General features: G+C 68.3%; 21 protein-coding genes. 12 read left to right on the top strand and 9 right to left on the bottom strand.

From position 1 onward, the window contains the following. The first annotated feature begins 139 nt into the window (after nucleotides 1-139). Genes CAP40_RS14875 through CAP40_RS14850 form a run of 6 tightly spaced genes read left to right on the top strand, consistent with a single transcriptional unit; the run spans nucleotide 140 to nucleotide 6567 of the window. Nucleotides 140-976, top strand: coding sequence for a glycosyltransferase family A protein (locus tag CAP40_RS14875; protein ID WP_256924240.1), 837 nt, complete (start codon nucleotides 140-142; stop codon nucleotides 974-976). Then, nucleotides 951-1853, top strand: a complete 903-nt coding sequence (locus CAP40_RS14870) for a ChbG/HpnK family deacetylase (protein ID WP_086130320.1) — start codon at nucleotides 951-953, stop codon at nucleotides 1851-1853. Before CAP40_RS14875 ends, CAP40_RS14870 begins: the two co-directional genes overlap by 26 nt. After that, nucleotides 1819-2307: an RNA polymerase sigma factor gene (locus CAP40_RS14865; RefSeq protein ID WP_256924239.1), complete on the top strand. Its 489-nt coding sequence runs from the start codon at nucleotides 1819-1821 to the stop codon at nucleotides 2305-2307. The genes CAP40_RS14870 and CAP40_RS14865 overlap by 35 nt, the downstream gene beginning before the upstream one ends. Next, nucleotides 2297-3244, top strand: coding sequence for a FecR domain-containing protein (locus CAP40_RS14860; protein ID WP_086130318.1), 948 nt, complete (start codon nucleotides 2297-2299; stop codon nucleotides 3242-3244). The genes CAP40_RS14865 and CAP40_RS14860 overlap by 11 nt, the downstream gene beginning before the upstream one ends. Before the next feature lie 4 nt (nucleotides 3245-3248). Further along, nucleotides 3249-5600 carry a TonB-dependent receptor domain-containing protein gene (locus CAP40_RS14855; protein ID WP_275915423.1) on the top strand — a complete coding sequence of 784 codons (2352 nt, stop codon included), beginning with the start codon at nucleotides 3249-3251 and terminating at the stop codon, nucleotides 5598-5600. A 13-nt stretch (nucleotides 5601-5613) separates the two neighbouring features. After that, complete coding sequence (locus CAP40_RS14850; RefSeq protein ID WP_086130317.1) at nucleotides 5614-6567, top strand: hypothetical protein; 954 nt, start codon at nucleotides 5614-5616, stop codon at nucleotides 6565-6567. Nucleotides 6568-6580: 13 nt separating this feature from the next. Here CAP40_RS14850 and CAP40_RS14845 read toward each other — a convergent pair whose 3' ends face one another. The 3 genes from CAP40_RS14845 to CAP40_RS14835 are packed head-to-tail and all read right to left on the bottom strand — an operon-like array spanning nucleotide 6581 to nucleotide 10473. Further along, nucleotides 6581-8932 carry a TonB-dependent receptor gene (locus CAP40_RS14845; protein WP_144034381.1) on the bottom strand — a complete coding sequence of 784 codons (2352 nt, stop codon included), beginning with the start codon at nucleotides 8930-8932 and terminating at the stop codon, nucleotides 6581-6583. Then, entirely contained in the window at nucleotides 8919-9887 is a 969-nt protein-coding gene (locus tag CAP40_RS14840; protein ID WP_179188217.1) for a FecR domain-containing protein, read from the bottom strand. Before CAP40_RS14840 ends, CAP40_RS14845 begins: the two co-directional genes overlap by 14 nt. Further along, a complete protein-coding gene (locus tag CAP40_RS14835) occupies nucleotides 9877-10473 on the bottom strand; it encodes an RNA polymerase sigma factor (RefSeq protein WP_086130314.1) in 597 nt (198 codons plus the stop codon). The genes CAP40_RS14840 and CAP40_RS14835 overlap by 11 nt, the downstream gene beginning before the upstream one ends. A 148-nt stretch (nucleotides 10474-10621) precedes the next feature. Here CAP40_RS14835 and CAP40_RS14830 point away from each other — a divergent pair, with 148 nt between their 5' ends. From CAP40_RS14830 to CAP40_RS14805, 6 genes are all read left to right on the top strand, one after another. Further along, the gene (locus CAP40_RS14830; protein ID WP_256924238.1) at nucleotides 10622-11869 is read left to right on the top strand and encodes a MipA/OmpV family protein; all 1248 of its coding nucleotides are present in this window, start codon (nucleotides 10622-10624) and stop codon (nucleotides 11867-11869) included. Between the two features lie 223 nt (nucleotides 11870-12092). Continuing rightward, a complete protein-coding gene (locus CAP40_RS14825) occupies nucleotides 12093-12911 on the top strand; it encodes an HAD-IIB family hydrolase (protein ID WP_086130313.1) in 819 nt (272 codons plus the stop codon). Nucleotides 12912-13015: 104 nt separating this feature from the next. Beyond that, entirely contained in the window at nucleotides 13016-13285 is a 270-nt protein-coding gene (gene fliQ / locus CAP40_RS14820; RefSeq protein ID WP_086130312.1) for a flagellar biosynthesis protein FliQ, read from the top strand. A gap of 2 nt (nucleotides 13286-13287) precedes the next feature. Further along, the gene (locus CAP40_RS14815; RefSeq protein WP_086130311.1) at nucleotides 13288-14043 is read left to right on the top strand and encodes a flagellar biosynthetic protein FliR; all 756 of its coding nucleotides are present in this window, start codon (nucleotides 13288-13290) and stop codon (nucleotides 14041-14043) included. A gap of 1 nt (nucleotide 14044) precedes the next feature. Further along, a complete protein-coding gene (locus CAP40_RS14810) occupies nucleotides 14045-15118 on the top strand; it encodes a flagellar biosynthesis protein FlhB (protein ID WP_086130310.1) in 1074 nt (357 codons plus the stop codon). Continuing rightward, nucleotides 15115-17145: a flagellar biosynthesis protein FlhA gene (locus CAP40_RS14805; protein WP_256924236.1), complete on the top strand. Its 2031-nt coding sequence runs from the start codon at nucleotides 15115-15117 to the stop codon at nucleotides 17143-17145. The genes CAP40_RS14810 and CAP40_RS14805 overlap by 4 nt, the downstream gene beginning before the upstream one ends. Nucleotides 17146-17739: 594 nt before the next feature. On the opposite strand, the gene CAP40_RS14800 is transcribed toward CAP40_RS14805, so the two are convergent. Genes CAP40_RS14800 through CAP40_RS14775 form a run of 6 tightly spaced genes read right to left on the bottom strand, consistent with a single transcriptional unit; the run spans nucleotide 17740 to nucleotide 21561 of the window. Then, the gene (locus tag CAP40_RS14800) at nucleotides 17740-18861 is read right to left on the bottom strand and encodes a tetratricopeptide repeat protein (RefSeq protein ID WP_086130309.1); all 1122 of its coding nucleotides are present in this window, start codon (nucleotides 18859-18861) and stop codon (nucleotides 17740-17742) included. Then, the gene (locus tag CAP40_RS14795) at nucleotides 18858-19211 is read right to left on the bottom strand and encodes a hypothetical protein (protein WP_086130308.1); all 354 of its coding nucleotides are present in this window, start codon (nucleotides 19209-19211) and stop codon (nucleotides 18858-18860) included. The genes CAP40_RS14800 and CAP40_RS14795 overlap by 4 nt, the downstream gene beginning before the upstream one ends. 13 nt (nucleotides 19212-19224) lie before the next feature. Beyond that, the gene (locus tag CAP40_RS14790; RefSeq protein ID WP_144034380.1) at nucleotides 19225-19785 is read right to left on the bottom strand and encodes a M48 family metallopeptidase; all 561 of its coding nucleotides are present in this window, start codon (nucleotides 19783-19785) and stop codon (nucleotides 19225-19227) included. 11 nt (nucleotides 19786-19796) lie between these two features. Beyond that, complete coding sequence (locus tag CAP40_RS14785) at nucleotides 19797-20540, bottom strand: sigma-70 family RNA polymerase sigma factor (protein ID WP_086130306.1); 744 nt, start codon at nucleotides 20538-20540, stop codon at nucleotides 19797-19799. After that, on the bottom strand, nucleotides 20537-21250 hold the full coding sequence (gene fliP, locus CAP40_RS14780) for a flagellar type III secretion system pore protein FliP (RefSeq protein WP_179188215.1): 714 nt from the start codon (nucleotides 21248-21250) through the stop codon (nucleotides 20537-20539). Before fliP ends, CAP40_RS14785 begins: the two co-directional genes overlap by 4 nt. Next, complete coding sequence (locus CAP40_RS14775) at nucleotides 21250-21561, bottom strand: hypothetical protein (protein WP_144034379.1); 312 nt, start codon at nucleotides 21559-21561, stop codon at nucleotides 21250-21252. The genes fliP and CAP40_RS14775 overlap by 1 nt, the downstream gene beginning before the upstream one ends. Nucleotides 21562-21633 lie beyond the last annotated feature (72 nt).

Raw genomic sequence — 21633 nt, 5'->3', positions numbered from 1 at the left:
ACGGTGTCGTCAGGGCGATATCGGGGAGAGCGAATGCGGCACCGGGCGAGGAAATCCGCCGCCGCACGCGATCTCTCCAGGGTGCCGGGGGTGGGGACGGAATATGTACGTCGATCTGGAACGCGCGTCACCGCCATCGATGCGCCGCACAGCGGAAAATGCGGTCGCGGACTGGACGGTGATCATTCCCTTCTTCAACGAGCGGGAGCTCCTGCCCGGCACGATCGCCAGCCTCGCGCGGCAGATCGTGCCCTTCCGGCTGATCCTGGTCGACAATGGCTCGACCGACGGCAGCGCTGAGGTGGCGGAAGCGGCGGCGCGCAGCCACGGCCTCGACCACATGCTGGTCACCGAGCGCACGCCCGGCAAGGTCTCGGCGCTGCGTGCCGGGTTCCGCTGGTCGCGCACCCGCTGGACCGCGACCTGCGACGCCGACACGCTCTATCCGCCGCACTATCTCGCGACTGCCGAGGAGTTGCTGTCGCGGCGCAATTGCGTGACCGCAGGGGCCTATTTCGTCGATCCGGGCGCGAGCGCGGACGACCGCGCGACGCGGGCCGGGACGATCCGCATGGCGGCGCGCCTGCTGCCGCGCCAGTCGCATACCGGCGGCGCCGGCCAGGCCTTCTGCACCGCGACGCTGCGCGCCGTGGGCGGCTTCGATCCCGATCGCTGGAACTTCGTGCTGGAGGATCACGAAGTGATCCATCGCATGATGCGCAAGGGCACGATGCTCTATTCCGAGGCATTGTGGTGCATGCCCTCGCCCCGCGAGCGGGATCGCCACTCGATCCGCTGGAACCTGTTCGAGCGGCTCGTCTATTCCGCCGCCGCGCCCTGGGCCGGCGACTGGTTCTTCTATTCCTTCCTTTCACGGCGGCTGCGCCGGCGCCGGCTGCTCAGCCAGTGCATCCGCGAACGCCAGTTCCAGCAGATCGAGGAGACCGAGCTTGTCCCGACTCATTCTGTGCGCTGACGATTTCGCCTATTCGCGGGGGGTGAGCGAGACCATCGTCGACCTCGCCAGGGCGGGCAAGCTCAACGCCATCAGCTGCATGACCGGCATGCCCGGCTGGCACGAGGACAGCCTGCTGCTCCGGACGGTGCCGCCCCATGTCCAGATCGGCCTGCACCTCACGCTGACCGGCGAGCGGCCGCTCACGCCCATGCCGGAACTCGCGCCGCGCGGCGTGCTGCCCGACATCAACACGCTTCAGCGCAGGGCGGCGCGCTGGAACCTGCCGTTCGGCGAGATCGCCGACGAGATCCGGGCGCAGTTCGCCGCGTTCGTCCAGGCGATGGGCCGCGCGCCCGATTTCGTCGACGGCCACCAGCATGCGCATGCCCTGCCCGGCATCCGCGAGATCGTGCTCGCCGAAGTCGCCTGCCGCGCGCCCCAGAGCTGGGTCCGCGCCTGTTCGGATCGGCTCTCCGCGATGGTGCAGCGCCCCTTCCTGGGCAAGGCGATCGGCAGCAGCTTCCACACGCGCGGCTTTCGCCGCGCCGCCGCGGCCTATGGCATCGCGACCAATGACAGCTTTGGCGGCCATTATGATTTCGCCCGGGACTATGCCGGGATCTTCCACCGTTTCCTGCGCGGCGGACGCGGCATGCACCTGGTGATGTGCCACCCCGGCGCCGGGGCGCGCGAGGATGACACGATCGCCGGCGCGCGGTGCCGTGAAGCGGAGACCTTGATCAAACTCCCGATCGCCGACATGGCTGCGCGCGCCGGGATGGCGTTCCCCGGACGAGCGGAGGGTCTGCGCGGAAGTGTCGCAAGAAGATCTGAAGGCCATTTTCATTGCGCAGCGGCCCATGTTGCGGCGGCTTCTGGCCGCGCGGCTGGGTAGCCGTGACGATGCCGAAGACGCGCTCCAGGACCTATGGTTGAAGCTCGACCATGTTCAGGCGCCGATCGCGCAGCCCGCGGCCTTCCTCTATCGGATGGCCGCGAACCACGCGACGGATCGCCGCATAGCGGCCTCGCGGCGCGTGGCGCGCGACGGCGCGTGGCTGGCGGTGCAGCCTCCGCCCGCTGCGGTGGCGGACCCGGAAGGGGCGATCGCCGCGGCGGACGATCGGCGGGCGCTGGAACGGGCGATCGCCGCTATGCCCGAGCGCATGGCGACGGCGCTGCGCATGTTCAGGCTGGAGGAGCAGCCGCAACGGGCGGTCGCGGAGCATCTGGGCATCAGCGTGAGCGGCGTCGAGAAGCTGCTGGCGCGCGCCTATCGCAAGATTCACGATTCGCTGTCGGAGCCCGATGCCTCGGGCGAGACGAAAGGGGGCAGCAATGACGGCTGACCGAGTGAGCATCGTCGACCAGGCGATCGCCTGGCATCTGCGGCTCGCCGAGGCGGACGAAACCGGCTGGGCGGCGTTCGTCGCCTGGCTCGAGGCGGACCCCGCGCATGCCGAAGCCTATGACCGCCTGGCGGCCGGCGACCGGCTGCTGGACGCGGCGGCATTCTCGGCACCACCCGAGCCCGTTGCCGACAACGACAACCCGGCCGGGCCACGCCGCTGGTGGTGGGCGCTCGGTGCGGGCGGGGCCGTCGCCGCCGCCCTTTCGGTGGTGGCGCTCCAGCCGGGCCTGCTCAAGCCGCCGGCAAGTGCCTATGTCGTCGCCACGGCGAACGGCGAGCGCAAGACGGTGACGCTCGGGGACGGCACCCGGATCGAACTCGGCGGCGGCACCGCGATCAGGCTCGACCGCGCCGACGATCGCGTGGCGTCGCTCGAGCGCGGCGAAGCGGTGTTCCATGTGCGCCATGACGCGGCGCGGCCGTTCACGGTCAACGCCGGCGGCGTCGCGGTACGCGATCTCGGCACGGTGTTCGATCTCGCCGTGGCCGACAGGCGGGTCCATGTCGCCGTGGCCGAGGGTTCGGTCATGGTCGCGCCGGAACGCGAGGCACTGCGCCTCGGCGCCGGCGATGCGGTGGCGCTCGACAGGGGCAGCGGCAGAATCACCCGCTCGCGCCTGGCGCCGGAGCTGGTGGGCGGATGGCGCACGGGCAGCCTGTCGTTCGACGACGCGCGGGTGGGCGACGTCGCGGCCGCGCTGACGCGCCTCTACGGTACCGAATTGGCACTTGCCCCGAACTTGTCCAACAAACCCTTTACGGGCATGGTCCGCTTCACCGGAGCTGCCGATCGCGACGTACCGCATCTGGCCGAACTGATCAGGGCAACGTCGCGACGTGAGGGCAATCGCTGGATATTGTCGGAGGCGCCATAGAGCCGTGGCATGGGCGCCGGCGCTCGCGCTGCTGCTGGCGCTGCCGTCCTCGCCCGCACGCGCGCAGCGGACCACGCTGTCAATACCGGCGACGACGCTCGACCAGGCATTGCTGATGCTTTCGCGCCAGACCGGCGTGGAGATCATCAGCACCGAAGCCGGGCTTTCACACGTGCGGACCGTCGCGGTCAGCGGCGTCCCCGATCTGGCCACCGCGCTTTCCCGCCTGCTCGCGGGCACCGGCTACAAGGCCGAGCGCGCAAGCCATGGGTACCGCGTCGTGCGTGCGCGAAGCGCTTCCGCTCCCGCGCCGTCGCGGCCGAAGCAGCGGCCGAAGCCGGCTCCGGCACCCACCACGGAACCCGCGGGGTCCGACGAGATCGTGGTCGAGGCGAACAAGCAGCGCGTGCCCCTGCTGCGCTATCCGGGCAGCCTGACCACACTGCGCGGCAGCGAGATACCGGCCCCCTCGGGAAACAGCCTGTCGGACATCGCCGCTTCCACCCCCATCCTGCAGAGCACCCTGCTCGGCCCCGGCCGCAACAAGGTCTTCATCCGGGGCGTGGCCGACAGCAGCTTCAACGGCAGCACCCAATCGCCGACCAGCGTCTATTTCGACGACGTCCAGCTGAACTATTCCGGCCCGGACGCCGGACTGCGACTCTACGACATGCACAGCATCGATGTGCTCGAGGGGCCGCAGGGGACGCTTTATGGCTCGGGAGCGATCGGCGGCGTGATCCGGCTGACCTCCAATCCGGCCAGCGTGACCGACACGTCCGCGTCGATGATCGGCGGCGTGACCGCCACCGACCATAGCGAGCCCGGGTTCGATCTGGCCGGGATCGTCAACGTGCCCGTGATACGCGACAGCCTGGGCCTGCGCGCCGTCGCCTATCGGGTGCGCGACGGCGGCTATATCGACGACGTCAAGCGGAACCTGCACGACACCAATCGCATCGACACCGTCGGCGGGCGACTGGCCTTGCGCCTGGATCCCGGCAATGGCTGGCGAGTGGAGGCGAGCGGTGCGGTCCAGTCGATCGACATGCGCGACGGCCAGTATTCGGACGTCGCGGGCAAGCCGCTGGTCCGCTACTCACGCCTGGCGCAGCCCTTCCACAGCGCGCTCTGGTTCGGGCGAGTCGTCGCCTCGAAGGATTGGGACAGCGGACTGCGCCTGATCATCGCGAACGGAATCGTCGCGCAGCATTCGGTCGAGCAGTTCGACGCGTCGCCGCGTGGATCGGGGCCCACCACCCAGTATCGCGCCGACCGCGACAAGTTGCTCGTCAGCCACGAAACCCGCCTGTCGCGTTCGCTCGGCAACGGCAATTCCTGGGTGGCTGGCTTCACGCTGGTCAGCGATCGCGACATCCTCTCGCGCGCACTCGAGATCTCGGCCACCGACCGGTCGCTGATCGGCGTCACCAACGTGTCGCGGGCGGCCTCTCTGTTCGGGGAAGCGAGCTTCGCGGTTTTCGACGATATCTCCCTCACCCTGGGCGCACGCGCCACCATGGGACGGAATGACGGCGAGCCCTCCAGCACGCCGCGCGGCGGCAGCTTCACCAAGGGGCGTTCGACGCACCGGGTCGATCCCACCCTTGCCTTCTCCTGGCGGCTGGCTCCCACATTGGCATTGTTCGGCCGCTTCCAGACGAGCTACCGCACCGGCGGCCTTGCCGTCGCGGCAGGCACCGGCCGAGTCGCGGATTATCTCTCCGACGTCATCCAGGTGGGCGAAATCGGCATTCGCAAGCTGCGCGCCGGCCCGACCGGCCTCGCCTTCTCGCTGGACCTGTCGACCGCGCATTGGAGCAATATCCAGGCCGATCTGATCACCCCGCGCGGCCAGCCCTATACGGCGAATATCGGCGACGCCCGGATCCGCGCCATCGAAGCCAATTTCGATTGGGTGCCGGTCAGCGGCCTCCATGCCGGCGGATCGATATTCTTCACCGCCAACCGGGTCATCGGGCCGATCGCCAACGCCTCGAAGCGCGACAATCGCCGCCTTCCGGAGACACCCCCGCTCGCCGCCGTCGCCAGCCTTTCCTACAGCGCACCGACGCGCCGCTTCGCACCGCGCTTCGGCGTGACCGCCAACTATGTCGGGCGCTCGGTGCTGGGCACGGGCGATTTCCTCGACATCAGCCAGGGCCGCTACTGGGTCGTCGGGGCGTCGGCAGGCGCGCGCATCGGCCGCATCGAATTGTCGCTGGACATCGACAATCTCCTGAATGCCACTGCCAATCGGTTCGCCTTCGGCAACCCCTTCACGCTCGTCGTGCGCGATCAGGCGACGCCGCTGCGGCCGCGCAGCGCAAGGCTTGGCATGACCGTCAATTGGTGAGACGGACGATCGCATGACGGACATCGCCCCAACGACCGGAGATCCCGCACCCGATCCGGCGCACCCGCGGCGCCAGCGCGTGCTGCGCTGGCTCGGCATCGCACTGTCGATCGTGACGCTGGGCGCAATCGTGTTCGCCGTCCGCGGGCTCGATTTCGCCGATCTGCTGCGATCCACGCCCGGCGACCCGCTGTTCTGGATCGCCTTCATTGCCTCCTACCTCCTCGTCCCCGGCGTGGAGTGGCTGATCTATCGCGAGCTCTGGCGCCTCCCGCCGAGCGGCATGCTGCCGTTGCTGCGCAAGCAGATCGCGAACGAGCTGCTGCTCGGCTATTCGGGCGACGCGCAACTCTATCTATGGGTCCGCCAGCATGGGGGCGGCGCGAATGCCGCCGCCGCGGTCAAGGACGTGGCCATTCTCTCCGCCGCCGCCGGAAACGTCGCGACACTGGCGATGATGGCGGCCACGGCCCCGATGCTCTGGTCGCTGATCGATGCCGGCTGGCTGCGGGCATTGGGCATATCCATCGGGCTGGTGACGTTCATGTCGCTGGCGATCTTTCTGTTCCGCAATGCGCTGTTCGGCCTGTCGCGCCGGGAGCTCTGGCGAATCTTCGCCGCCCATCTGCTGCGGCTGCTCTTCTCGATCCTGCTGCTCGCGGTGATGTGGCACGTGCTCGTCCCGCAGGCGACGGTGGCCTGGCTACTGCTGCTCGCGACGATCCGCCTGATGCTCTCGCGCCTGCCGCTCTTCCCGAACAAGGACGCGCTGTTCGCCGGCGCGACGATATTCGCGCTGGGGGCCGGATCGGATACCTCCCGCGCGATCGCGCTGGTGGCGGCACTCACCATTGCCGCGCACATCGCCTTGCTGCCGCTGACCTATCTGCCCATGCTGCGAAGCTGGCTGCCCGGAGCCAATCGCGCCGGAAGCATGAAGGATCGGCCCGCGATCGAGCCGGAATAGGACGGCGGAACCTTCAGAAGCGCGCGTCGAAGCCCAGGCGGATGGTCCGCGGCCGCAGCGGAGTCATCTGATTGCGCTGGGCCAGGCCGAACGGGTTGCCGAAGGCGAAGCTGTTGCCACGGACATCGCCGAGGTTGGTGACGTCCAGCGAAATGCCGAACCTGCCAAAGCCCAATCGGCTGCCGATGTCGCCGACGGAATAATTCCCCTGCGGGATAGCGAGCAGCGGCCCGACGCCCAGTCGCGACGCCCCGACATGGCGCAGGGAGGCCTCGCCGCTGAGCGTGATGCCCGATGCGATCTCGCGCCGCCAGGCGGCAACGGCGCGCGCGCCGTTGCGCGCCACGTTCGGCAGGGTCCGCTCACCCGGCGCAACATATTCCGGCGCGGGCGCGTAGAGATCGCTGTTGTTCAGGAAGGCCGATGCGGTGATCGTCAGCTCCGGCGACGCACGCCATATGATATCGCCGTCCAGGCCATAGATCCTCCCGCTGCCGATATTGGCGGTATAGGGAAGGCCCGAACGGTCGATGAGGTCGGCCTGGATGTTGTTCCAGTCGGCATAGAACAAGGCGGCGCGGATCGACAGGCGGTCCCGCTCCTGGTTGCCCAGGCGAATGCCGAACTCGCTCATGATCAGGTCGTCGGTCGCGAACTTCCGGGATTCCAGCGCGGATCCGGACGGTGCCACGGCCAGGCCGCCGGCGCGATAGCCCTGCTGATAATGGAGGAAGGCCGAGAACTTCCCGCTCGGGTGCCAGTCCAGTGCCACGGTCGGCGAGAAGCGCAGCTCGTTGATGAACGGCTCCTTCGACTTCTCCACCGGGCTGTCGAGCAGGTTGCCGACGCTGCGCGCGAACGTGACGCGGCCGCCGATCGTGCCGGTGAGGTGACGGAACAACGGCCTCGAGAGCTGGCCGAAGATGGCCGCCTCCGCCTGCCGGTTGACGACGCCCGCGATCCGTGCGGGCGCCTCGGGAGGCCCGAGCGAACGGGACGATGCGCTGATGTTGTAGATGCTCGAAAGGCCCACCACCCAGGGGTAGCGTCCGCCGCCGCCGGACAGCCGCGTTTCCTGGTTGAGGAGCGTGATATTGTTGTTTTCCTCGTATCGCGCGGCCGCACCGGAGCCGTCATGGCCCGTCGCGTCGAAAATGGTCCGCAGGTCGTGGCGCACGATCGACGTGGTCGTAACCAGTTCGGCGCGCCCGAGCCGCCGCCGCGCGGTGAGATAGGCCAGGTAATAGGTATTCATGAAAGGCTGCGCGATCGCGTTGTCCCGGGTCAGCGGCGGATCGCCGCGCACCGTATACTGCCCGTCCTGGGTGGACGTGTTGTGGGTGGCGGTGCCGAAATCGACGGTGAATCCCCACAGGTCCTCGACCCGCCAGGCCATGCGCTGGCCATAGCTGGTCGTATTGTTGATGTTCCGCCGCTTGCGCGAAGGCGCATCGATATACCCCGCCTCGCGCGCGCCGAACGCGACGAAGCGGACGGCGACCCTGCCATCGGCGATCGGCAGGTTGAGCATCGTGGCGCCGTCGCCGCCGATGCCGCCGAACCGGGTGCCGCTGACCCCGGCAGAAACCGTCGTCGACAGGTTGTGCGTGTCCGGTTCGTTGGGAACCAGGCGAATGATGCCGCCCAGCGAACTCGCGCCGTAGAGGGTGCCCTGCGGCCCCACCAGCACCTCGATGCGCTTCATGTCATAGAGGTTCAGGTTCGGGTCCGGCGCGTTGTAGTTGAGCCGGACGTCCCCGAGATACTGGCCCACGGTGGCCTGGGTCGGGCCGTTGAAGCTGCTGTCCGCGATGCCGCGGATGAACAGCTTGTTGCGTGCCGAACCAAGGTTGGTGGACCCGACCGAGGGCAGCAGCTTCGTGATCGCGGCCGTGCCCCCGGCGGCATTGCGCGCCACCCAGCCGGGATCGAGCGCCACGAGCTTCACCGATCCCGGATAGCTGTCGATCGGGATGGACTGCTTGCTGGCGGTGACGACGATCTCGGGAGCCCAATCGGGCTCGACCGGCGGCGCGGGTAGCGGCCTTGGTTTCTCGGGCTTCTTCGCCGGGACCCGCTTCCGCACGATCCGGACAGTGGAGCGATCATAGAATATCGCTTCCGTGCCGGTGCCCCGCAGGGCGCGGTCGAGCGCGGTGCGCAGGGGGAAATTGCCCCTGACCCCGGGGGAGCGCCTGGCGGCGAGATCCGGGTCCGTCACCGCGATGGTGGCCCCGCCCTGCGCGCCCAGGGCAGCCGCAACGTCACCGAGGCGGCCGGGCGCGACGTCGAAGCGCTGCGCATGGGCGGTATCGATACCGAGAATGGAAGTCGCGGCGAATGCCGCCCATCTAACGCTCCGCACCGGCAGCGGTCATCGTCCAGCCGCCGGCGTCCGGCTTGAACGTCACGTTCAGGGCCGGCGTCAGGCGCTCGAGCTCGTCGGCCCCCGTCCCGCGCAGGGCGATGGTGCCGGAAAACGGGCGATCCGCGACATCGGGTGCCGGGGTGATGCGCACGCCGAGCGTCCTGCCGAGATCCGCCGCCACCTGCGAAAGCGGCTCTCCGGAATAGACCAGCCGCCCCTTCTGCCACGCCCCGACCGCGCCGATCGCGGCCCGAGTCACTCTGGGGGCTTCCGCCAGAGATGAATCGAACACCGCCTGCCCGGCATCCAGGGCAATCGTTCGTCCCTTGGCCTCGTAAAGGACCTTGCCTTCGGCGACCGCCACGCGAACGGCACCGGCGTCGCGCACGACGTTGAACACGGTTCCCACGTCCACGACCCTGCGGCCGGCAACCTCGAGCGTGAACGGCCTGGCACCGTCATGCTGGACCTGGAAGAGCGCTTCTCCGGCCTCGAGCGAGGCGAAGCGCCGATCCTTGCGGTCGAACCGCATGCGCGTCGCACCGTTGAGCGTGACCTGGGTTCCCGCCTCCAGGCTGATGGTCCTGCGCTGTCCCGGGCCGGTCGCCACTTCATAGCGGCTGTTGGTGGCCTGGGGGGCCAGGACCAGCATCGCCGCGACCGCCGCAGCCGCTGCGCCGCCGCCGAGCCCCCACCAGCGCCAGCGCGGGCCCTGTCGCTGGTCGTGGTCGTCGATATCGGCGTCATTGGCCGCTTCCCGGAAGATCACCGCGGGCAAGAGCGGCTCCAGCGCCAGATCGGCCTGCTCGATCTCGTCATAGAGCGCCGCATGGATCGGGTCCTCGGCCAGCCACTGCGCGAACGCTTCCCATGCCGCGTCGTCGCCGTGGCGAAGGCGGATGTGCCATTCGATGGCGCGTGCGCGCGCGCTGCCCTGTGCCTCAGATGTCATGACGACCTCTCTCGATCCTGAGATGCCGCGGATCGCCGCCATCCCCATCAAGCCGAAATTTCGCGGCCGCGATGGCTTCATAGGCGCGTGCCAGATGCTTTTCGACGGCGCTGATGCTGATGCCGATATCCGCTGCGATCTGCCGCTGGGGTTCGCCATCGATCCGGAAGCGGCGGAAGATGGTGCGGGTCCGCTCCGGCAGCCCGTCGAGCACGCGCTGCAGCAGCGCGAGCTGCTCGCGGGCGATGAGATGCGCCTCGACCGATGGCTGCTCGTCGATTTCCCGCTCCTCCCCGCTATGCGCGTCGACCCAATCTTCCTCGCGCCGCACGCGCCTCCCCGCGGAGCGGCGCCATCCGAGGAAATGGTTGTTCGTCATGCGATAGAGATAGGCGCGCGGCTCGGCGACGGGGCCGATCTTCTCGGCCAGGAGCTTGAGATGAACCTCCTGGAGAATGTCGTCGGCCTCGTCCGCGGTCGCGCCGCGCAGCGCGAGATAGCGCGACAATGCGGAGCGCGTCTCGGTGAAGGTCCGAAGCAGACCGCCACCGGCTAGACTCTGCCCATCGCGCTCGTCGTCCGACATGCCGCGTTACTAGCCCCGGAGCCGACCGCTAACAATCCGTTGCCGAGAGCGTAACGAACCGCCGCGACCGGCCGGTGCGCGGACGTGCCGATTTTTTGATGAGGGTGGTCGAAGGCGCCGGTGTCTCAGGCAGGAAAGGAGACGCACGGTGCGCAACGAAACGCTGACGAGCCTGGAAGTCACGGTCCTCGCGCTCGCCTGCCGCGATCCATTGTCGAGCATCCTGCCGAAGAAGCGATTCGCGCTCTACCCGTTCGGCCCCCGCCCCCATTCGCCCCTGGCGAACCCGCGCCTCGAGGCGCTTCGCCGCTATGCGATCCTGTATCGCCTCCACGGCCGGGAGGTGGCCGCGGCGGAGCGCGGGCGCATCCACGCCGCCGGCTATGATCCGCGCCAGATCGCCGCGATCGAAGCCGTCGTCGCGCAGGCACGCTCCCGGCAAGGCGGCGCGATGCGCTCCCTCATGGGCGCTGCCCGAGGGTGGCGAACGATCCTCACCCGCTTGCGGCGGCGCCGGGCCCGGAACGCCCCCCATCCCATCCCCAACCGCGTCCGCGAGCCCCGCGGCGCCCTTCTTGAGAGAGTATCTGTGACCAGCCCAATCAGCATGCCCTTCTGCCTCGCGATCGCCACGGCGATTCTGACGCTCTCGAGCGCCCCGTCGGCGGCCCAGTCCCAGGCGCAGATTCAGCCGCAGCCGCAGCCGGAGCGCAACCGCGACCATTTCGTGCTCGGTGTCGGTGCGGGCTATGCCCCGGCCTATCAGGGCGCCGACGACTATCGCGTCATGCCGCTGCCGGTGATCGATATCGCGTGGGGCCCCTTCTTCGCCAACCTGCGCAACGGGATCGGCGTCAACGCCGTCGACACCGACCACGTCACCATCGGCGCAAGCGTGACGATGATGCCCGGCTATCGCAGCAAGGACGCGCCGAAGGGAATCGGCGAGCTCTCCTTCGGTGCCGGCGCCCGCGGCTTCATGAGCCTCAAGGCCGCCGGTTTCGTCGCGACGATCGGAGCGACCAAGGGCTTCGCCGGCGGCACCAAGGGCGTGATCGCGGATGCGAGCCTCTCCCGGCCGGTCTTCGTGTCGTCGCGTTTCATGCTCGTTCCCACGATCGGGGCAAGCTGGGCCGACAGGAAGCACAACGACCGGTATTTCGGCGTGAATGCCGCGCAATCCCGCGCCTCGGGCCTTCGGCAATATCGCCCGGGCAGCGGCCTCAACGACGCCTCGGCCATGCTGACCGCCCAATATCGCCTGACCGACCGCATCAGCCTCGCCGCCACCGGCGGGGTCACCACGCTGCTGGGGAAGGTCAAGGACAGCCCGATCGTCGCCCACAAGACCCAGCCGCTCGGCTTCCTGTCGGTCTCCTATCGCCTGGGCCAGTGAGGAGGGACATCCATATCGGCGCCCGAACCGGCAAAGGAGGGAAGGCACGGGCGGCCTTCCCTCTCGCATGGCGCCTCCTGCGGTGAAATTTTTCGTCCGGCCCGGCCAGTTTCGCCGGCGAGCAAGATCGAGTCAGGGAACCTTCGCCCGGGCGGATCGATTGCCGCACGATGCGGATATTTCGCTTCCCGGACATGAGGAACCCGGTGTCGGAACCGGGCGAATGAAGCGTCTGGTCGCCTTCGACCTCGACGGCACGCTCGCCGAGAGCAAGCAGATGCTCACGCGCGAAATGGCCGATCTGCTGGCACGGCTGCTCGATATCGTCGATGCGGCCGTGATCTCCGGCGGCGACTGGCCGCAATTCCGGCATCAGGTGGCGGAGCGATTGCCCGCAGGCACGCGCCGGGAGGGCCTGTGGCTGATGCCGACGACCGGCACGAAACTCTATCGCCATGCGGGCGAATGGCGGGAAATCTATGCCGAGCGTTTCGGCGATGCCGAACGGACGGCAATCCTCGCCGCGTTCGACCGGGCGCTCGGCAAAGCCACGCTCCCCGCGGAGAGGATCTGGGGCGAGCGGATCGAGGATCGCGGAAGCCAGTTCACCTTTTCCGGGCTCGGCCAGGATGCGCCGCTGGAAGCCAAGGCGAAATGGGATCCCGACCGGAGCAAGCGCACCGCCCTGCAGGCCGAGTTGCAGCGCCTGCTGCCCGATCTGTCGATCCGGCTGGGCGGCACGACGTCCATCGACGTGACCCGCCGCGGCATCGACAAGGCCCATGGCCTGGCAAGGCTCGCCAGGGAGAGCGGCATCCCCATCGCCGACATGCTGTTCGTGGGCGACGCGCTCTATCCCGGCGGCAATGACGAACCTGCGCGCCGCACCGGCATCGATGCCATTCAGGTTCGCGACCCCGGCGAGACCCGCACCGTCATCGCCACCATCATCGCCTGCCTGCACGGCCAGGCGCCGTCGCCGGCGCGCCCCTCGTCGGCGGACGATAGAAGGCCCCCGGGAAATTTGAACCAAAGCCGTTGAATTCAAAGCTATTTGCTTTGGCGTGGATCCGCATGGATTATAGTTAACGAATCCGCACCGAATCGGTGATTCGGCGTGGCAATCGGAAAATCCGGGGGGATTTCGTGGAAGCCGACCGCGCGCTCAATTTGCTCGACGACATGTTGTGGAACTGCCTGATCGTTGCGGGCCCCGTATTGCTCGCCACGCTCGTCGTCGGGGTATTGATCAGCATATTGCAGGTCGCGACGCAGATGCAGGAAATGACGCTGAGCTATGTGCCCAAGCTGCTCGTGGCGGCGATGCTGCTCATCCTGCTCGGGCCCTGGATGATCGCGCGGATCACCGATTTCGCGCGTGGCCTGTACCTGGTGATCCCCACGCTCGCGAGCTGATCATGGGCGACCTGACCGACCAGGCGGTGGCGGTGCTGCTGCTGAGCCTGCGCATCGCGCCGACGCTGAGCTTCGCCCAGCCCTTCACGCTGCTGCGCATTCCCGCGATGGTGCGGCTGATCCTGGCGATCGCCCTTTCCGCCTGGCTCGTTTCCGGCAATCCGGACGCGACCTGGCGCGCGCCCTTCTGGGATGCCGGCCTGCCGGTGGTCGTGCTGGGCGAACTCTTCCTGGGCATATCGCTCGCACTCGCGCTCCAGCTCGCCTTCGCGGCCCTGCTCACCGCGGGGCGCGCGATCGACATCCAGGCCGGGTTCGGGCTGGCGGTGCTGGTCGACCCCACCACCCGCGCGCAGATGCCGCTGGCCGGCACGTTCTTCGCCTATGCCGGCGCCGCGATATTCTTCGCGATCGGCGCCCCCGGCGACCTGCTCGCGATCTGGGCGGCTTCGGTCGAGAAGGTCCCGCTCGGCACCGCGAGCCTGGGCGGCGATCCGGCGCCGCTGATCGAATATATGGGCACGGTGTTCCTGATGGCGATCGGGCTGGCGGGGATCGTGCTGCTGGTGCTGTTCCTGCTCGACCTGATCGTCGCCTTCCTGTCGCGCACCCTGCCGCAGATGAACGTGCTGCTCCTGGGATTCCAGGTGAAGGCACTCGCCACCATCGCGGCGCTGCCGCTCGCCCTGTCCTTCTCCGGCGCGCTCTTCGCCCGGCTGATGCGGACCGCGCTCGAAACCATGCCGCGGCTGATCTGACATGGCCGAGCAGGAACAGAATCGCAGCGAGGCGCCGACGCCCTTCAAGCTGAAAAAGGCGCGCGAGAAGGGCATGGTCCCGCGCAGCGCCGAACTTGGCTTCCTGGGCGGGCTGGTCGCGCTCGCGGGCTTCGGCGCAGTGGCGGGGCCGGCGATGGTCGGCGAGATCGCCGAGCTGATGCGCAAGGCCTTTTCCGCCGGCATCGACCGGGCGGGCGATCCCGAACAGGCCCAGGCGATGATCGGCACCATCGCCTGGGCGGCGATCCGGCCGCTCGCGCTGCTCGGCGGCACGATCATGGCCGTGGTGATCTTCCTCGAGATCCTTCAGCTGCGCGGGCTGATGTTCACCGCCCAGCCGCTCAAGCCGGACTTCAACCGGCTCAACCCCGCCACCGGCCTCAAGCGGCTCTTCTCGATGCGGATGCTGAAGGAGACGCTGAAGACGGTGCTCAAATCGGCAGTCTATGCGATCGCCGCCTGGTTCGTCGTCAAGGACGCCATCGCCCGCTTCGCGATCGCCGCGAGCGACGGCGAGCGGCTGGCCGAAGCGCTTGCCGGCGCCGGGCTGCGGCTGATCTTCGTATTCATCGCGATCGCGATCGGCTTCGTCATCCTCGACCAGGTGCTGGTGCGCGGCGAATTCCTCAAGCAGATGCGGATGAGCCGGCGCGAAGTGACGCGCGAGGCCAAGGACCGCGAGGGCGATCCGCGCATCAAGCAGAAGCGCAAGCAGCTCCATGCCGAGTTCGTCAAGCAGAGCGAGGGCCTGGGCGCAGTGCCGGGATCGGACCTGGTCGTGGTCAATCCCGAGCATTTCGCCGTGGCGCTGCGCTACGATGCCGAACGGATGATCGCGCCCGAAGTCTCGGCCAAGGGCCGCAACCGCTTCGCGCTGGCGATCAAGGAGGAAGCCTTCCGCCTGGGCATCCCCATCCTCGAGCGGCCGCCGCTCGCGCGCACCCTGTTCCGCGCCTGCCAGGCGGGCGGCGCGATCCCCCCTTCCACCTATGAGGCAGTGGCCGAGCTCTACATCGCGCTCCGCCGCGCCTCGCACCCTTCGGAAACCGCATGATGTTCGACAAGCTGTTCCGCAACCAGAAGGACCTGGCGCTCGTCGGAGCGACGATCGCGATCCTCGTGATCCTGTTCGTGCCGATCCCCCCGGCCTTTCTCGACCTGGCGATCATCATCAATTTCGGCCTGGGGCTGACGATCATGCTGCTGACCTTCTATGTCGGCAAGCCGGTGGAATTCTCCACCTTCCCCTCGCTGCTGCTCGTCGCGACGCTCTACCGCCTGTCGCTCAACGTCGCCGCGACGCGCCTGATCCTGACCGGCGGCAATGCGGGTGACGTGATCGGATCGATCGGCGCCTTTGCGGTGCAGGGCAATTTCGTGATCGGCCTGGTCGTCTTCGCCATCCTGGTGGTGGTCCAATATGTCGTGGTCACCAGCGGCGCCCAGCGCGTCTCCGAAGTCGCGGCGCGTTTCACGCTCGATTCGATGCCCGGCCAGCAGATGAGCATCGATGCCGATCTCAACATGGGCCTGATCGACCAGAAGGAAGCGGTGCGCCGGCGCGAGGAGCTGGAGAAGGAAGCGAGCTTCTACGGCGCGATGGACGGCGCCTCGAAGTTCGTGAAGGGCGACGCGATCGCCGGCATCATCATCCTGCTGATCAACATCATCGCCGGCTGGGTCGTCGGCGTCAGCCAGATGGGCATGGAATGGCCCGAAGCGCTGCAGCATTTCACGCTGCTGACCATCGGCGACGGCATCGCCACCCAGCTGCCCGCGCTGATCATCTCGATCGCCACCGGCATCATCGTCACCCGCTCGGCGGCGGACCGGCAGCTTTCCACCGAAGTCTTCCGCCAGCTCGCGTCCGAACCGCGCATCCCGTTGATCGTCGCGGCGGTGCTGCTCGCGCTGATGCTGATGCCGGGCATGCCCAAATGGCCGATCCTGCTGATCGGCGCGGCCGCCGGCTTCGCATGGTGGCGCCTGCGTCGCCGCACCGCGGCGCAGGACGGCACGGCCGAGGACGCGACCGACGAGACGATGGCCTCCGGCACCGCGCCGGTGCCCGCGGTCGAGATCCGCTTCGGCGCCGAACTCGGCCGCGCCTGGGAGAAGGAAGGCGCCATCATTCTCGAGCGCCTTGCCGGCCTGCGCCGCGCGCAGGAGCAGGAACTGGGCATCGGCTTTCCGGCGGTCAAGCTCGTCGACGGCCAGGGGCTGGGCAGCTTCGAATATGAGGTGCGGCTGTTCGGCGCGCGCTACGGCGCCACCGAAGTCCATCCCGAGCGAGTGCTGGCGATCGCCAACCAGGGCGCCAAGGGCCGGCTCGCCGGCGAGGAGACGGTGGACCCGGCCTTCGGCATGCCCGCCTTCTGGATCGCCGAGAACGAGGCCCAGGCCGCGCGCGAGGCGGGCTATACGATCATCGATCCGATCACGCTGATGGTCACGCATTTCGGCGAGATCGTGCGCAGCGAGACCTCGACCCTGCTCACCCGCGCCACCGTGGCGGGGCTGCTGGGCGAGGTGCGCGAGCGCCAGCCCGGCCTGGTCGAGGACCTGATCCCCAACACGCTGACGCTGTCCGACGTGCAGCGCGTGCTGCAGAACCTGCTCGGCGAGGGCGTGTCGATCGCCAATCTCGACCTTATCGTCGAGCATCTCGTCGACCTGGCCCGCATCCAGAAGGACCCGATCGAGCTGACCGAACAGATCCGCCAGCGGATGAGCTATGCCATATGCCACCAGCTGCGCGGCAGCCATGGCGACCTGGCGGTGCTCAGCCTCGATCCGCGTGTGGAGAACCAGATCGTCGCCAGCATCGGGGCCAATGCCGGCCATAGCTCGCTCGCGGTCGAACCGCGCCTTGCCGAGCAGATCATCCGCCGCCTGGCGCCGATGAGCGAGGAGATGTTCCGCCAGGGCCGCGCGCCGGTGCTGCTGTGCGGCGGCGAGATCCGCCGCCACCTGAAGAACCTCACGCGCCGCAGCATCCCCAAGCTTTCGATCCTGTCGGTGAGCGAGATCCCGATGCGCGTGAACCTGAAATCGTTCGACGTGGTCCGGCTGGAGGGGTGAGCCGGGCCGGCCGGCTATCCCCGCCCACATCGGCCAGGGCTGGTCGACATTCAGGCAAGGACGGGCGTGGTGCGGAACCCTTCGAACCAACCTCCTTCGTCACCCTAACTTGTTTGGCACTTATCCCGTAGAGACAAGTACACCCCATTCCGTCATCCCCGCCTGCGCGGGGATGACGGCTATCGGGCACTCCTTGTCCCGAGGGGACAATCGCCAACTTGTTTCAGGGTCCAACGTACCACCGGCGATATCCTTGGTGGAGAATCGGATGCCGAAACGCGTTCAGCATGACGGAAAAGAGAGGCTTCGACATTCAATCCCTTCCCTCGCCACCGGGAATGGAAGGGACGGAGCTGAATGCCGATCGGCCCTTGCCGTCGCTTGCAATGTAGGATTTCGCCTGCTTGGCTCGCGCAGCCGGGGTAGCGGCCCCGCCGTTCTTTGACGCTGTTGGAAAGACAGGATCATGCCCCGGCAAGGTGCCGCGGCTTCCGGGGAGGCAGGGAAGACGCGCAGCGGCGATGTGGGCGATCTTCGCGATCTTTGGCACATCCGCCCGGCCGCGACATGGCGCAAGCCGGGCGTCGATCCAGCCTAGCGCGCGCCCAGCTTCGCCAGCGAATGGGCCAACGTCTTGCCATCGTCCCCGATCGGCGTGTGGAGCGCCGTCTCGAAGATCTTGGCCGCCCGCTCGCTGTTCCCCTCGCCCGCGGCGAGCAGCATCGAAGCAAGCGCCGCCGAGAAGCTCTCCCGATCGAGCCGCTGCGCGATCGCGGTGCGCCGGCGCGCTTCCTCGATATGCCCCTCGAGCAGTTCGATCACCGCGATGGAACCCTGCGCCTCGCCGAAATTGTCGTCGAGCGCCAGCGCCTTCTCGAAGCGGACGCGGCCGGCGGCGCGATCCCCGGCCAGGACGTGCGCCCAGCCCGCAGCGATCCACGAGCCCAGATGGGTGCCGAACATCTCGGCCCCCTTGTCCAGATCGCGCGCGGCTTCCCCCTGGTCGCCGCCCAGCATGCGCGTGAGGCCCAGCCCGATCCAGGCCCGGGGAGCGCCCGGCGCACGCGCGAGCGCGGCCTCGAACAGCTCGGCCGCAGCAGCGGGATCGTCCTCTCCGAGCGCCAGCGTGCCGAGCGTGGTGAGCGCATCGGGATGATCGCCGGCCATCCGCGCGGTGCGCGCCGCGAGATCGGTATCCTCGATATCGATCGCCAGGGTCGAGACGATGGCATTGAGCCCGCGATGCTCGGGATGGAGCGCGATCAGCATGCGTGCGCGCTCCCCGGCCAGGTCGAACTGGCCGAGCTGGTGCAGCAGCTGCACTTCGAGCTGCGCGGCCTGGGGCAAGGCAGTGCTGGTCGCGCTGTCGAGCGCGGCCAGCGCCTCGTCGAAGCGCTTGGCCATGGCGAGCGACCAGGCGAGGTTGAAGCGCACCGGCGGCGCATCCGCTCCCCCGGCCAGCAATGCGGCATAGAGGTCGGCGGCGCGCGCCCAGTCGAGCCGGCGCATCGCCACGAGTCCGGCCAGATGCTGGGCCTGGGGCGTCAGCGGCTGGAGCCGCGCATGGCGGTCGAGCAACTCCTCCGCCGCGTCGAAGCGTTCCTCGGCGAAGGCCGCTTCCGCCGCGTCGGCGATCAGCGCGACATTGTCCGGATCCTCGGCAAGCAATGCCGCAAGGCGATCGTGGCGGCTCTGCGCGGCGGCGGTCTGGTTCATGCTCGGGATTCCCTCAACTGGGCCAGGGCCCTGTCCATCAATGCGCGCCCTTCGGGCGTCTCGCCGATCATCCGGCTCACCTGATCGACGATGGCGATCAGCGCCGGATCGTTGCCGACCGCTTCGCCGAATTGTTCGGCAAGCAGTCCGCGGACCATCGCCCGGCGCAATTCCTCTTCATCCAGCGTATCGAGCGCGGCAAGCGCGCGAACCCGGTCGAGCGGGCGTGCGGACGCCGTCTCGGCACGGGACGTCCGGCCCTGCCGCGCCGTGCCGCGATTGCGGCTCGTCCGTTGCAGCTGCTCGTGCAGGAGCAGCAGCACCTGGTCGACATTGCCGATGCGTGTCATGCCGCGCGCGCGCTCAGTGCGTCGTTCCCCGCTCGATCTGGTCGAGCAGGAACGACGTCGCCGAAGCCTCTTCGTCGGCCGGCTTTGCCGAGGCACCGTCGCCGGCCAGGCGGCTGCATTCGTCGATGATCAGCCGCATGTCGTGGTTCAGCGGCGGATTCTCCTCGTTCGCGGCGATCCCTTCGGTCAGCTCGCGGATCGCCTCCCCGAAATGATCCTGGATCAGATGCCGCAGCCCGCGGACGAAATGCGCGAGATAATGGTCGGACGGCAGCGTATCGAGCGGCTCCCAGGTAGCGAGAGCGCGCGACGCCTCGCCCGAGGTGAGCTCGAAGAAGCCGAGCTGGAAACGGGCCAGCGCAAAGTCGGGCGCCAGCGCGACGGCGCGGCTCAGGGCGGCGTGCGCCTCGATCGGCCGCCCCGATCCGGCGAGCATCGAGCCGCGCAGGAAGTGGAGCCGGGCATCGTCGGGATAGGCTTCGATCAGCCGGTCGGCGAGACCGAGTTCGTCCGGCATGCTGGCCTGCATCGCGGCGAGCAGCTGCGCCATCTCCTCGTCACTGCAAAGCGTCATGTCCATCTCCATCAACGATATCCTATCCGTGTCCGCAGCTTCGCCAGCGCATGGGCGTGAAGCTGCGAGACGCGTCCCTTCGACAGGCCGAGCAATTGCGCGATCTGCGAGAAGCTTACGCCGTTCTCATAGTGCTGGCGAATGATCGCTGCCTCGCGCTCGGGCAAGCGCTCGATTTCGCGGGCGAGCTGGGCGTTGAGCTGGCGCCACGCCAGGCTCTCATAGGCATTGGGTCGCCGGTCGATCCCGTCCTCGGGCTCGATCAGGCCGGTTCCCTCGAGCATCAGGCCGATCGCGAGGCCGGCGGCGAGGTCGGCCAGCGCATCCAGCGGATCGGCCGGGCCGGTTTCCGCCGCGATCGAGCGGAGCCGCTCGGTCTCGATCCGGCGGCGATAGCTATATTGCGCGTCGCTCTCGTTCATCCGCGCCGCGCCATCGGCGATGCTGCCGATGATCCGGCGCCGCGCAAAGGCGCCAAAGGGAATGCCGCGCAACGGATCATACCGGTCGATCGCGACCAGCAGCCCTTCATAGGCGAACTGTTCCATGTCGTTGAGCTCGACGCCGTTGCGCGGCCGCGTGCGCAGCTGGCGCCGAGCGAGGGCACGCGCGAGCGAGCGGTACTGCGTGAAGATCTGCTCGCGGCACCTGAACTCGCGCTCGAAGCGGAAACGCCGCCACAGCGACGCTTCCACGCGCGGGGGCATCAGCAACAGGTCGAGGCCCGAGGAAGTGCCGCCCCGGCGCTGCCTCATCTGAAACTTCCCAGCACGCCCTGCAGGATCAGCCCCCAACCGTCGATCAGGACGAACATGAGGATCTTGATCGGCAGCGAGATCGTCGACGGCGGGACCATCATCATGCCGAGCGCGAGCAGGATCGAGGCGACGACCAGATCGATCAGCAGGAACGGCAGCAGGATGACGAAGCCTATGGTGAAGGAAACCCGCAACTCGTTGAGGATGAAAGCGGGCGTCAGCTTGAGCAGGTCCACCTGCTCGGGCCGGTCCGGCACCGGGGCCTTGGCGATGGCATAGATCGCCTCGATGTCGCTGTCGCGGGTCTGGGCGAGCATGAAGTTGCGCAATGGTCCGCTCCCCTTCTCGATCGCCTGCTCGACGGTAACGCTGCCGGCCATCAGCGGCTTGAGCGCCTGGCTGTTCACCGCGGTCAAGGTCGGGCCCATGGTGAAGGCGGTCAGGAACAGCGCAAGGCTGATCAGCACCGGATTGGGCGGCGTCTCGGGCATGCCGAAGGCGTGGCGGACCATCGCCAGCACCACGACGATGCGCACGAAGCTCGTCATGCTGATGAAGATCGCCGGGGCGACCGCCAGCAACGTGAGCAGCAACATGGTGCGCACCAGATCGGTGCTCATGCCGGGCCCGTCGGCGGCAAGGGCGGTGGCGGGAGCGAGCAGCGCGACGGCCAGCAGGCACGCCTTGACGGCGCGGACGTGGCGCATCAGCCGGCCTCCCCCTCCGCGCCGGGCAACGCGGCCGAAGCGGGGGCGGACGCGGGAACCGGGCACGCGCTCTCGCGCAGCAGGAGCTGCTGTTGCTGCCCGCAAAGGACGAGATATTCGCGCCCGTCGCAGCGCAACAGGCAGATATCGGCATATTGGCTGGCACGGCGCGTTTCGAGCACCTCCACCCGCCGCTGCGCCGGCAATGCCGCAACCAGCCCGCGCAATCGCGGCAGGTCGATCCGCCCGCCGCTCCGCTTCAGCGCCAGCGCGGCCAGCGCCGCCAGCATCAGGCACAGGAGCAACGCCATCACGATCCGCGTGAGCGAAAGATTCAGGCCGCCGCCGCCGCCCAACCGTCCCGGCTGCGCGAGTGCGGCCGG

This window comes from Sphingomonas sp. IBVSS2 (assembly GCF_002127225.1).
Classification (GTDB): domain Bacteria; phylum Pseudomonadota; class Alphaproteobacteria; order Sphingomonadales; family Sphingomonadaceae; genus Sphingomonas.
The sequence above is the reverse complement of the archived record's forward strand: the minus strand, read 5'-3'. Positions and strand labels throughout refer to the sequence as shown.